This window comes from Streptomyces sp. NPDC023527, from assembly GCF_055560115.1.
This window is the reverse complement of sequence record NZ_JBVHJJ010000015.1, coordinates 1-12,282: the sequence shown is the minus strand read 5'-3', so window position 1 is coordinate 12,282 and position 12,282 is coordinate 1. Positions and strand designations below refer to the sequence as shown.

Annotated in this window: 13 protein-coding genes; 4 read left to right on the top strand and 9 right to left on the bottom strand. The window is 70.3% G+C overall.

Annotation, left to right across the window (positions count from 1 at the left end):
• Positions 1-61 precede the first annotated feature (61 nt).
• Positions 62-832 (bottom strand): redox-sensing transcriptional repressor Rex, encoded by a 771-nt coding sequence (locus ACZ303_RS26680; protein ID WP_467343017.1) that lies wholly within the window; start codon positions 830-832, stop codon positions 62-64.
• Positions 833-1,178: 346 nt separating this feature from the next.
• Between ACZ303_RS26680 and ACZ303_RS26675 the strand changes: the two genes are divergently transcribed.
• The 4 genes from ACZ303_RS26675 to ACZ303_RS26660 all read left to right on the top strand — a co-directional run bounded on the left by ACZ303_RS26675 (position 1,179) and on the right by ACZ303_RS26660 (position 5,181).
• Entirely contained in the window at positions 1,179-1,466 is a 288-nt protein-coding gene (locus ACZ303_RS26675; RefSeq protein WP_467343016.1) for a glutaredoxin family protein, read from the top strand.
• Positions 1,467-1,558: 92 nt separating this feature from the next.
• The gene (locus ACZ303_RS26670; RefSeq protein WP_467343015.1) at positions 1,559-2,515 is read left to right on the top strand and encodes an HAD family hydrolase; all 957 of its coding nucleotides are present in this window, start codon (positions 1,559-1,561) and stop codon (positions 2,513-2,515) included.
• Between the two features lie 476 nt (positions 2,516-2,991).
• Entirely contained in the window at positions 2,992-3,774 is a 783-nt protein-coding gene (locus ACZ303_RS26665) for an ECF subfamily RNA polymerase sigma factor, BldN family (protein ID WP_215081689.1), read from the top strand.
• A gap of 204 nt (positions 3,775-3,978) precedes the next feature.
• Positions 3,979-5,181, top strand: coding sequence for a DUF5667 domain-containing protein (locus tag ACZ303_RS26660; RefSeq protein WP_467343014.1), 1,203 nt, complete (start codon positions 3,979-3,981; stop codon positions 5,179-5,181).
• Between the two features lie 76 nt (positions 5,182-5,257).
• On the opposite strand, the gene ACZ303_RS26655 is transcribed toward ACZ303_RS26660, so the two are convergent.
• The 8 genes from ACZ303_RS26655 to ACZ303_RS26620 form a co-directional block, all read right to left on the bottom strand.
• The gene (locus tag ACZ303_RS26655) at positions 5,258-6,298 is read right to left on the bottom strand and encodes a lysophospholipid acyltransferase family protein (protein ID WP_467343013.1); all 1,041 of its coding nucleotides are present in this window, start codon (positions 6,296-6,298) and stop codon (positions 5,258-5,260) included.
• A gap of 14 nt (positions 6,299-6,312) precedes the next feature.
• On the bottom strand, positions 6,313-7,359 hold the full coding sequence (locus ACZ303_RS26650) for an NAD-dependent epimerase/dehydratase family protein (RefSeq protein ID WP_467343012.1): 1,047 nt from the start codon (positions 7,357-7,359) through the stop codon (positions 6,313-6,315).
• Between the two features lie 237 nt (positions 7,360-7,596).
• On the bottom strand, positions 7,597-7,695 hold the full coding sequence (locus ACZ303_RS26645) for a 30S ribosomal protein bS22 (RefSeq protein WP_003948845.1): 99 nt from the start codon (positions 7,693-7,695) through the stop codon (positions 7,597-7,599).
• 110 nt (positions 7,696-7,805) lie between these two features.
• Complete coding sequence (locus ACZ303_RS26640; protein WP_031145511.1) at positions 7,806-8,015, bottom strand: helix-turn-helix domain-containing protein; 210 nt, start codon at positions 8,013-8,015, stop codon at positions 7,806-7,808.
• A 128-nt stretch (positions 8,016-8,143) separates the two neighbouring features.
• Complete coding sequence (locus ACZ303_RS26635; RefSeq protein ID WP_467343011.1) at positions 8,144-8,959, bottom strand: phosphatase; 816 nt, start codon at positions 8,957-8,959, stop codon at positions 8,144-8,146.
• Between the two features lie 153 nt (positions 8,960-9,112).
• The gene (locus tag ACZ303_RS26630; protein ID WP_467343010.1) at positions 9,113-10,285 is read right to left on the bottom strand and encodes an acetoin utilization protein AcuC; all 1,173 of its coding nucleotides are present in this window, start codon (positions 10,283-10,285) and stop codon (positions 9,113-9,115) included.
• The gene (locus ACZ303_RS26625) at positions 10,254-11,501 is read right to left on the bottom strand and encodes an MFS transporter (protein ID WP_467343009.1); all 1,248 of its coding nucleotides are present in this window, start codon (positions 11,499-11,501) and stop codon (positions 10,254-10,256) included. The genes ACZ303_RS26630 and ACZ303_RS26625 overlap by 32 nt, the downstream gene beginning before the upstream one ends.
• 29 nt (positions 11,502-11,530) lie before the next feature.
• Positions 11,531-12,175 carry an HAD family hydrolase gene (locus ACZ303_RS26620; protein WP_467343008.1) on the bottom strand — a complete coding sequence of 215 codons (645 nt, stop codon included), beginning with the start codon at positions 12,173-12,175 and terminating at the stop codon, positions 11,531-11,533.
• Between the last annotated feature and the right edge of the window lie 107 nt (positions 12,176-12,282).

Sequence of the window (12,282 nt, the reverse complement as noted above, 5' to 3'; positions counted from 1 at the left end):
CTTCGCTCGGGCAAGCCTTCGCCTTGGACGCGCCTTTCGATGATTCGCTCGCTGCGCTCGCTCATGCCGGCATCACGGCGGGGACATCCCCGTCCGGACCCTTCCTGCCACCGGCGGCGCGGGCAGCGCGCGGCGTCGCCGCCGCCGCGGCGGGCGTGGCGGCGGTGTCCTCGCCGGCCTTGCGCTGCTCGTGGAAGGCGAGGATCTGCAGCTCGATGGAGAGGTCGACCTTACGGACGTCCACGCCCTCCGGTACGGAGAGGACGGTGGGCGCGAAGTTGAGGATCGAGGTGATCCCGGCCGCGACGAGGCGGTCGCAGACCTGCTGGGCGGCGCCGGCGGGGGTGGCGATGACGCCGATGGACACGCCGTTGTCGCTGATGATCGTTTCGAGCTCGTCGGTGTGCCGCACGGGCAGCCCGGCGACCGGCTTGCCGGCCATCGCGGGGTCGGCGTCGATCAGGGCCGCGACGCGGAAGCCGCGGGAGGCGAAGCCGCCGTAGTTGGCGAGCGCGGCGCCGAGGTTACCGATGCCGACGATGACGACCGGCCAGTCCTGGGTCAGGCCGAGCTCACGGGAGATCTGGTAGACGAGGTACTCGACGTCGTAGCCGACACCGCGGGTGCCGTACGAGCCGAGGTAGCTGAAGTCCTTGCGGAGCTTGGCGGAGTTGACGCCCGCCGCGGTCGCGAGCTCCTCGGAGGAGACCGTGGGCACCGAGCGCTCGGAGAGCGCCGTCAGTGCGCGCAGATACAGCGGTAGCCGGGCGACGGTGGCCTCGGGAATCCCTCGGCTTCGGGTCGCCGGTCGGTGAGTTCGGCCAGTTGCCACGGTGCTCCTGCGGGTAGAGCGGGGCTGCGGGCGGCGCCTCGTCCCAGGACCGCCCCGTCGAACGCAGGCTATGCCTTTGTGAACGCGTGCACAAAGATGGTGTCCGCTTTGTCCGGGCAAAGTGACGGGCGTCACGCGGTGTTTCGCCCCGATCCGGGAACCATCGGCCGCACCACCGCGACCGCCGTACGGGTCATACCGGCACCCGGGGTGCGCCGACGCCGACATGCGCCCTCACTCCCTATCGCCATACCCCCGGACACCAACAAATCGCCACATGATGGTAGTCGACTCAGGCATCTATTCAGGACGATCAAGGTCGAGCCACGGCCGCCCGCCCGGCACAATGGCGGACATGACCCCGCTGCTGGGCCGTCGCGCCCGTAAGAACCCCGCCGACAGCACGGTCACGCTGATCGGCAAGCCCGGCTGCCACCTGTGCGACGACGCCGAAGCCGTCATCGCCGAGATCTGCGGCGAGCTGGGCGCCCGCTGGGAGAAGAAGGACATCACCCAGGACGAGGAGCTGCACCGCAAGTACTGGGAACAGATCCCGGTGATCCTCGTCGACGGCGCCCAGCACGACTTCTGGCGGGTCGACCCGGCACGGCTGCGCCGCGCGCTGGGCGCGTGACGCGCGGGGAGTAACCGGGCCGTTGCGCGATGTTCACGCCACTGAATCGTCCCGACTCCGGTTACCCCGAACAAACTGGCTATGCTCGCGGCATGGCCGCACTGGGATGGATCACTCCGCGCAGGCGCTCAGCCACGGCACGCAGCGTGCTGGCCGGCGAGGCTGCGGCGGAGGCAGCCCGCAAGTCCGCGCTGGAGAACGCGCGGGCGGAGACCCTCACCGAGGCGACCGCGGCACCCGCGGCGGAGCCGGCCGAGCCGGAGTTCCCCGTCGTCGGCGATGTGCGCGCCGCGGCCTTCTTCGACCTCGACAACACCGTCATGCAGGGCGCCTCGCTCTTCCACTTCGGCCGCGGCCTGTACAAGCGCCGCTTCTTCCAGAAGCGCGAGCTGGCCCGCTTCGCCTGGCAGCAGATGTGGTTCCGGCTGGCCGGTGTCGAGGACCCCGAGCACATGCAGGACGCGCGCGACAGCGCCCTGTCGATCGTCCAGGGCCACCGGGTCTCCGAGCTGATGACCATCGGCGAGGAGATCTACGACGAGTACATGGCCGAGCGCATCTGGCCGGGCACCCGGGCGCTCGCCCAGGCCCACCTGGACGCGGGCCAGAAGGTCTGGCTGGTCACCGCCGCCCCCGTGGAGACCGCCACGATCATCGCCCGCCGGCTGGGTCTGACCGGCGCGCTGGGCACGGTCGCCGAGTCCATCGGCGGCGTCTACACGGGCAAGCTGGTCGGCGAGCCGCTGCACGGCCCCGCGAAGGCCGAGGCGGTACGGGCGCTGGCCGCGGCCGAGGGCCTGGACCTCTCGCGCTGCGCGGCCTACAGCGACTCCGCCAACGACATCCCGATGCTGTCGATCGTCGGCTACCCCTACGCCGTCAATCCCGACGGGCGGCTCCGCAAGCACGCCCGCGAGCACGGCTGGCGGCTGCGCGACTACCGCACGGGGCGCAAGGCGGCCAGGGTCGGCATCCCGGCGGCGGCCGGGGTCGGCGCGCTGGCGGGCGGCACGGCGGCCGCGATCGCCCTGCACCGCCGCCGGCGCTGACACCCGGGCCCCTGGCGCCCGTGCCGGGGCCCTGCCGCAGGACCCCTGCCGGGCATCCGTACGCCCGCGCGATGCGGTCCGAACGGCGTCAACGGGGAGCGCTCACATCACGCCACCCGAGAGCGACGCACGGGCGGGGCGGCGGCAACGGAGCGTAACCGCTCGTCACCCTCAGGCAATCCTGTCTTCATACCCTCACACGGCCCCCGCCAGACATCGGCCGCCTGGATTGCCACAACACGCTGCCCATTCGGCCACACCATTACCAAATCTGGTCAACTTCCTTTCACAGTTCGATATTTGATCGATCCCCAAGCGGTAAGAGATCGAACGGAAACGATGATTTGAGCAACTCGGTGTAGCGCCGCCTGTACGAAGCGTTATTCTCCTCAGACGCAAACCGGTACCCCCTTGTCCCTACGACGAGTGAACGGTTCCGTACTGCACGTGATGGAAGCTCTGCCTCTGGGAGTCCCGTGTACCCACACGTCGGGGTTGACGCCTCGGGCCTGGCTACGCTGCGCGCAACGGTCCTCGACCGTCTGCGCGGCTTCGTCCCCACCGCGTACGCCGTCCCTGCCTTCGCCACACCCGTCCCCGCCGGCCCCTGCTACGCCCTCGCCGAGGGCACCGCGGCGGTCGGCAGACGCGCCCGCCGCGGCGCCGGCGCCGGTACGTCCACTACGACCCGCCGCCCGAGCGCCGACAGCGACAGCGCGCGCATGCTGGACCTGGTCGAGCGCGCCCAGGCCGGCGAGGCCGAGGCCTTCGGCCGCCTCTACGACCAGTACGCCGACACGGTCTACCGCTACATCTACTACCGCGTGGGAGGCCGGGCCACCGCCGAGGACCTCACCAGTGAGACGTTCCTGCGCGCCCTGCGCCGGATCGGCACCTTCACCTGGCAGGGCCGCGACTTCGGAGCCTGGCTGGTCACCATCGCCCGCAATCTGGTCGCCGACCATTTCAAGTCGTCAAGATTCCGGCTCGAGGTGACCACCGGCGAAATGCTCGACGCCAATGAGGTCGAGCGCAGCCCCGAGGACTCCGTCCTCGAATCCCTGTCCAACGCCGCCCTTCTGGAGGCGGTGCGCAAGCTCAATCCCCAGCAGCAGGAGTGCGTCACCCTGCGGTTCCTCCAGGGCCTCTCGGTCGCCGAAACGGCCCGCGTCATGGGCAAGAACGAGGGCGCCATCAAGACTCTCCAGTACCGCGCGGTCCGTACGCTGGCCCGCCTCCTGCCGGACGACGCGCGATGACCGCGAGCAGTCGTTCACTCACGAGCGGTGACATCGCTCGGGACGCGTAACCCGGCCGCCAAGCCGGTCGTTGTGGGGGATGCAGACTCCCTGCGGTCGCGCCATGCCCGCAACCACTCACTCGAACGAGTGGATGCGCTCAAGGCGTGCAACCCTCCAGGTCTTCAGGGGAGTCGACCGTCATGACGAGAGGAGGTGCCGCCTGTGATCGCGAACGTTTCGGCGCACCGGCGGGCGAACGCCTTCGCCCAGGCCCTGGAGGACCAGGAACTCCAGGGCGCGGCGGCCACACAGCCATGCCCACCGGTGGACAACACCGAGCGGGAGAAGCTGCTGGCCCTGGCGAGCGAGATCGGCGGGCTGCCCAGGCCCGAGCTCGACCCCGAGGTCAAAACCGTGCAGCGGGCGCAGTTGATCGCCGCCATGGAAGCCCAGTTCGCCGGGGGCTCCGCCACCGTTCCCGAGCCCCGCTCGGGCCGGCCGGTCCGCCGGGGCGCCCACCGGGCGCTGCACCGGCTCAAGCCGCGCTCCCGCTGGTCCAAGGGGCTGGCGGCCGGCGGGCTGACGGTCGGGGTGGCGGCAGGCGCGTTCGGCGGCGTCGCCGCGGCCAGCTCCAACGCCCTGCCGGGCGACACGCTCTACGGGCTCAAGCGCGGCATGGAGGATCTCAAGCTCGGCATGGCCGACGACGACTCCGACCGCGGCGGGCTCTTCCTCGACCGGGCCGCGACCCGGCTGCAGGAGGCTCGGCGCCTGATGGAGCGCGGCCGTTCCGGCCCTCTGGACCACGAGTCCGTGGGCGAGATCCGCAAGACGCTCTCCGGTATGCAGCACGACGTCTCCGAGGGCCACCGGCTGCTGCACGCCGCCTATAAGCGCGATCACTCGCTGGAGCCCATCGAGCGGCTGTCCTCCTTCACCGCGTCCCACCGCGAGGGCTGGAGCCAGCTGCGCGAGAAGCTGCCGGTCCAGCTCGCCGACGTGGGCGACGGCGTCACCTCGGTCCTCGCGGCCATAGACCACGAGGTCGGCCCGCTGCGGTCGCTGCTGCCGCCGAGCGCGGACAAGCACGGCCCCAGGCCCAGCCCCGACGCCTCCACCCAGGAGGCCCGGGAGCGCTCGGGCCGGTCGACGCCGTCGGCGTCCACCTCGGTGCCGGACGGCAAGCACCCCGACGGCCACGGCCCGCAGCGCCCGTCGGCCCCCGGCGACCGCGGCCCCCACAAGGGTCTCCTCGGGGACACGGGGCTCTTCCAGCCCCCGCCGAGCCCCGGCACGTCCGGCCCGGCCGGGCAGGGCCACGGCGGCAAGGACGGCGGCAAGACCAAGCAGCCGGACATCACGATCCCGCCGCTGCTCCCGGACATCCTCCCGGGTCTGGGGATCCACGGCGAAGTGGAGAAATAGAGGGAAGGGAAAAAGGGCGACAGCCCTGGCGGTCGGTGTTCTTCATCTCGGACGGGGACTCACGTCTCACGGGGTCTCAGAAGAACACCGACCGCCGTTGCACGAGTTGCTTGTAGAGCGTGTGCTGAATCGTTTCTCGTACCTGGTCGGTCAGGTTGAACATCAGCATCGGGTCGTCCGCCGCCTCCGGCGGGTAGCCGTCCGTCGGGATCGGCTCCCCGAACTGGATGGTCCACTTCGTCGGCAGCGGCACCAGCCCCAGCGGCCCCAGCCAGGGGAACGTGGGCGTCACGGGGAAGTAGGGGATGCCGAGCAGCCGCGCCAGCGTCTTGGAGTTGCCGACCATCGGATAGATCTCCTCGGCGCCCACGATCGAGCAGGGCACGATCGGCGCCCCGGCACGCAGTGCCGTCGAGACGAAGCCGCCGCGCCCGAACCGCTGGAGCTTGTACCGCTCGGAGAACGGCTTCCCGATCCCCTTGAACCCCTCCGGCATCACCCCGACGATCTCCCCGCGCTCCAGCAGCTCCTGCGCGTCCTCCGCGCACGCGAGGGTGTGCCCGAGCTTGCGGGAGATCTCGTTGATGACCGGCAGTACGAAGACGAGGTCCGCGGCCAGCATCCGGATGTGCCGCCCGGCCGGATGGTGGTCGTGGACCGCGACCTGGAGCATCAGCCCGTCGACCGGCAGGGTGCCGGAGTGGTTGGCGACGATCAGCGCGGCGCCCTTCTCCGGGATGTTCTCCACACCCTTCACCTCGACGCGGAAGTACTTCTCCGCGATGGGCCGCAGGGCGGACATCACGACCTGATCGGTGAGCTCCTGGTCGTAGCCGAAGTCGTCGACCTCGTAGTCGCCGGTGATCCGCCGCCGCAGAAAGCTCAGGCCGTGAGCGAGCTTGCGGTCCCAGCCGCCGTCCCCGTCCCGCGTCCCCGCCTCCCGCGCGCCCGCCGCCGACTCGGGCGCGGCCGGCGCCGCGGCCTCCTCGGCACGCTGCTGCGGCACGGGCGCGAGGGAGGCCGCCGTCCGGTTCGTACGGCCGGGCCGCCCCACGCGTGCGCTCTTGCGCTTGGCCCGCGGCTCCTCGCCGAACGGTATGACCTTCGCGTCCGCCATGGTGGGTGCGCTCCTCAGTTCTGGCCACGGCTGGCAGGCAGTGCCGCGGCGATCCGGTCGACGGTACGGGCGAGCGTGTCGGGCGGCAGCAGCCCCGGGCCCCGGCTGCGGGCGTAGTCCTCGAAGGCCCCCGCGGTGGTGTAGCGGGGGGTGAAGCCCAGGGTTTCGCGCATCTGGGTGGTCCGGACGACGCGGCCGTGGGTGAGCAGCCGGATCTGCTCGGGCGAGAAGTCCGTCACGCCGACCGAACGCAGCGAGGAGCCGACCCAGGTGACGGTCGGCAGGAAGAACGGCAGGGTGGGCCGTCCGAGGCGCCTGGCGGCCTGGGAGAGCAGCAGCACGCCGTCGCCCGCGATATTGAACGTGCCGCTGTTGAGCGTGGCCCGCCGCGGCTCGCCGGCGGCCATCCGCAGCACCTCGATCACGTCGTCCTCGTGGACGAACTGGAGCCTGGGGTCGAAGCCGAGGACGGTGGGCAGCACGGGCAGCGCGAAGTACTGCGCGAGGGGGGAGTCCGCGCAGGGCCCGAGGATGTTGGCGAAGCGCAGCACGCACACGGCCACGTCGGGGCGGCGGCGGGCGAAGCCGCGTACGTAGCCCTCGACCTCGACGGCGTCCTTGGCGAAGCCACCGCTGGGCAGCGACTTGGGCGGGGTCGTCTCGGTGAAGATCGCGGGGTCGCGGGGGGCGGATCCGTACACATTCGTACTGGACTTCACCACGAGCCGCTTCACGGACGGGGTCTTCTGGCAGGCACCGAGCAGCTGCATGGTGCCGATGACGTTGGTCTCCTTGACTGAGGCCCGGTTGCCGCGCTTGTTCAGCGGGGTGCCGTTCACGTCCATGTGGACGACCGTGTCCACACCCTGTTCGGCCAGAACCCTGCCGATCGTGGGATGGCGGATGTCCGCCCGTAGGAAATCGGCCCCGCCGAGATGGTGCTCGGGTGGCACCGCGTCCACCCCGATGACCCGGTCGACGTCGGGCTCGCGCTGGAGGCGACGGACGAGACGGCCCCCCAGCTGCCGTGCGACTCCGGTGACGAGCACGACCTTGCCCAAGATCAGCGCCTTCCTTCCCGCTTTGCCCGGCGTTCCACGGATCACCCGGGCCGACGGAGTCGCGCCACGAGTGGGTGCTGCCGCGGCCACCGTAGCGGGTCGTTGTTGCGCTGTGATGACCGGTGGCTGCACGGAGCTACATTTCAAGCCGTAGCGAAGGCTTTACTCACCGCAACGCACCGCAGCCCTCCCACCGTGACCGGTGGAAGGGCTGCGGGACGAACACAGCGGCGCTGCTTACTTCTTGTTGCGACGCTGAACGCGCGTGCGCTTGAGCAGCTTGCGGTGCTTCTTCTTGGCCATCCGCTTACGCCGCTTCTTGATAACAGAGCCCACGACTACCCTCGCTTACATCGATTCACTCGGTGCGGGGCGTCCGAGCCCACACGACCTACATCGGGCCAGCCTACCCGGCACCGGGCGAACAGCGTAATCCAGGGCCCCCGTCAGGCTGTTTCCACCCCCACGTAGGACTCTCGGAGGTATTCGTGCACCGCTTGCTCTGGGACCCGGAAGGACCTGCCCACCCGGATCGCCGGCAGATGACCACTGTGCACCAAGCGGTACACGGTCATCTTGGAAACTCGCATCACCGAGGCGACTTCCGCCACGGTCAGGAACACGACCTCATTGAGAGGCCTTTCGCCAGCAGCCATGACACACCTGAACCTTCCGCACATGACGCGCACCGGCTTCCCCTCCGGTGACTCCTCGTCGCTGCGCGCTCACTCCCCAGGTTAGGGGCGGGTGATGCGAGTGGGGAAGAGGAGCAGCCATCGGCCGCCTACTGTGACAGACACGCTCGATTGAGTACATAGCGAGTAAGCGGTCGGTAGTAATCAGACCGCACAGCGTCATCAAGCGGAACGGCCACGGAGACCCGCCCCTCGGCCTCTCCGACGAACGGAGCGGGGTCGTCCGAGTCCGCCAGGCCGACGGCCTCAATGCCCAGCTGACCTGCCCCGCAGACCCATCCGTGGTCCCCGATGACCAGGGCCGGCAGCGGCCCGTCACCGTCCATCGCGGCGGCCAGCGCCAGGCGAAGCGGGAGCGGCGAATGCGTATGTACGCCCGGCTCACTCCGCGGTGCCCGCGCGCCGGGTTCGCGCACCATCGCGACTCCCTGAACGTAGTCAAGGTTGTAAGTACGTACGCCGAACCGGGTCGTTATGTCGACACTTCGACCCTGCGCGGGGGTGAGGACAGTGCATCCCGCCGCCGACAGACCCGCGGCCAACCCGGCGTAGAAACCCAGGAGTCGATGGGGGTGGCCGGTGCCGATCAGCACCGGCGCGCCTGCCGCGGCCACCGACGCGAGCCGTTCGGCGAAGGCATCGAGTGCCGCGATCGTACGATCGGGATCGATCACATCCTGCCCAGAGGCATGGTCCGGATCGGCCGAAACCCCACACCTTCGGCCCATCAGCTGTAACAAGTCCCCCAGAAACCAATCCCGTTCCGGTTCCAAACCGATCAGTGCCCGGGGATCACGGGCCGCGAACATGCGGTACCGGTTCAGGCTCCGTTCCCGGGTGGTGGCCACGGTGCCGGCCAGTCGGGCGGCAAGGAGATGCGCACGCAGGGTGCCAGGGCTCAACACACGACCGATGTTGACGGAACGTCCGGCGCCGCGCGGAAATTCACCCGAGAGTTACCACGCTTGGACTAACGGACCGGCCGACAAGTCGGCTCGCCGGCCGTCAAGGAGGTGGCTCCGAGCCTGCCCGACGACAGCCCACCCGGGAGGCACACCTCAGGGCAGCAGTCCGTGCGCCGGGAACACCGCGCGCCGCGTCGCCAGGATCGCCTGGTCCAGGCGGTCCGCCGGGTCGTATCCGGCCTCCGCGAAGTCCTGCCACACCGGCTTCCGGCCGTCGGTCATCCGCAGCGGTCCCAGCTGCCGGGTCCGCCGGAAGACTTCCGCGCGCCACTCCTCCGGCACCGCCGTCTCCGGCGCCACCGGCCGGTCCGCGGCGATCGCCACCAGGTGCGTCCAGGACCGCGGCACCACGTCCACCACCGCGTAGCCACCGCCGCCCAGCGCCACCCACCGCCCGTCCGTGTGCTCGTGCGCCAGCGCGTGGCACGCCTCCGCCACCGCCCGCTGGGCGTCGAGCGACACCGCCAGATGGGCCAGCGGATCCTCGAAGTGCGTGTCCGCCCCGTGCTGCGTCACCAGCACCTGTGGCCGGAACGCTCCCACCAGCTCGGGCACCACGGCGTGGAACGCCCGCAGCCACCCCGCGTCCCCGGTGCCCGCCGGCAGCGCCACGTTCGCCGCACAGCCCTCGGCGCCCTCGGCACCGGTCTCCTGCGGCCATCCGGTCTGCGGGAAGAGGGTGCGGGGGTGTTCGTGCAGGGAGATCGTGAGGACGCGCGGGTCCTCCCAGAACGCCGCCTGCACCCCGTCGCCGTGGTGCACGTCCACATCCACGTAGACCACCCGTTCGGCGCCCAGCTCCAGCAGGCGGGCGACCGCCAGGGCGGCGTCGTTGTAGACGCAGAAGCCGGACGCTCCGCCCGGCATCGCGTGGTGCAGCCCGCCGGCGAAGTTCACCGCGTGCGACACGTCCCCGCGCCACACCGCCTCCGCCGCGGCCACCGACTGCCCCGCGATCAGCGCCGACGCCTCGTGGATCCCCGCGAACGCGGGCACGTCCGCCGTGCCCAGCCCGTACGAACCGTCCGCCGAACCCGGATCCGCCGACGCCGCCCGCACGGCCGCGATGTAGTCCTCCCGGTGCACGAGCCGCAGCGTCGACTCCCCCGCCGGTCTGGCCGCGGTGACCCGTACCGCGCGGTCCAGCCCGTACGCCTCGACCAGCCTCATGGTCAGCGCGAGCCGCACCGGGTCCATCGGGTGCCCCGGACCGAAGTCGTAGCCCGTTACTGCCTCATCCCACATCAACTGTGCGCGGCCGCTCATGACCGTCACCGTAGCTGGCGGCCCCGGGCCCGAATGAGGGGGCGTACCGCAACGTCACGAGCACCAGGATCATGGGAACGACCATGGCCCAGCGGTAGCTCCACGCCTCACCGAGCGCGCCCACAAGGGGTGAACCCACAAGAAACCCGACATAGTTGAAGGTGTTGAGCCGCGCGACGGCGATATCGGAGGCTTCTGCTCCGTACTGCTCGAAGGCCCGTCTCCCGGCGGCCGCGAAGGTCTGCGGCACGATCACGCTCAGCCCGAGCCCCAGCAGCGTGAACCCGGCCACCCCCGCCCACGCCCCCGGCGCCACGGCCACCACCGCGAACCCGCACACCGCGACCACGGTCCCGGCCCGCACGATCGCGACGGGTCCGAGGCGCCGCACGCCGAGGTCACCGACGGTCCGGCCGAGGAGCGTCATGACCATGTAGGCGTTGTACGGGACGGTGGAGAGCTGGTCGGAGCTGTGCAGGACGTCCTGGAGGTACTTGGCGCTCCAGTTGGCGACGGTGGAGTCGCCGATGTAGGCGAAGGTCATGACCAGGCAGAGAGGGAGGAGAAGGAGGGCGGGGGTGGGGCTCTTCGGGACGGGGAGCACAGCGGTGTTCGCCCGGGGGTGGTCGACGTACCATCGGCTCGCGACGAGCGCCGCCGGGGCGGCGAGGGCCACCCACGGCCCGTAGAGGAGGGGCAGTTCCATCCGCCAGTGCGCGCCCGCCCAGGCGAGTGAGGCACCGATGATCCCACCGAGGCTGTACGCGGCGTGGAAGCCGAGGATGATGCTGCGCCCGTAGGCGCGCTGCAGGCTCACTCCGAGCATGTTCATCGACGCGTCGAGCGCACCGACCGCCACTCCGAACAGGGCGAGGGAAGCGGCCGCCTGCCACAGCGAGCCGCCCGAACCGACCGCGAGCAGGGCGAGGCAGACGAGGGGCTGGGCCCAGCGGAGTACGAGCCCGGGCCGCACCCGGGCCACCAGGCGCTCGGTGCCGAGGCTTCCGGCGCCGGCGAGAATCGGCACCGCGGCGAGGAAGACGGGCAGCAGCCCGTCGGATATCCCGTACCGGTCCTGGATCGCGGGTATTCGGGTCACGAGGAGTGCGAATACGGCGCCTTGCACGAAAAAGCTGACGGTGAGGGACTGGCGACCGCGTCGTAAGCGGGGTTCTGCCGGTGTTCCCGCTGGTGTTCCTACCCATGTCTTTGCCATGGCCGGTGAGGGTACGGCGGGGTATTACCTCACACCAGTAGGCGCGGGAGCTCCGCCATGTCCCCGAAGAGGCCGGTCGCGCCGGGCAGTCGGTCGCCCGGTGTCATCGCCGTGTAGCCGTATACGTCCATGCCGGCGGCGACGGCGGCCTGGATGCCGCGGGGGCTGTCCTCGATGACGACGCACCGGCTGGGGTCGACGCCCATGGTCCGGGCGGCGTGGAGGAAGAGGTCCGGGGCCGGCTTGCCCCGCCCGACATCGTCGGAGCTGAAAATCCACTCTTCCTCGAACCATTCGTCCAGTCCGGTGCGCCGGTGCCCGAACCGGATCCGCTCGTGGCTCCCGGAGGATGCCACGCAGTAAGGAACGCCGGCGCTCACGAGCAGCTCCAGCACGTCGGTCGCACCCTTTATCGGCTGGAGTTCGCGCTCGAACGCGGCGAAGGTTCGGGCGTGCAGGATCTCGTCGAAGTCGGTCGGCAGGACCTGGCCGGTCCGTTCCAGCACGAGGTCGTGCACATGGTGGACGGCGGCGCCCATGTAATCGCGGAGGGAGTTCTCGTAGCTGGTGGGGTGACCCAGCTCGGTGAGGTAGGCGGCGAGGATCGTATTCGCGATCGGCTCGCTGTCGACGAGGATCCCGTCGTTGTCGAAGATGACAAGTTCATAGCGCATGACTGCACCCTAAACGCAGAAATGCCTCAGGCCCCGAGCATAAGCTCGGGGCCTGAGGCTAAAAATTGTTCGGCGGCGTCCTACTCTCCCACACGGTCCCCCATGCA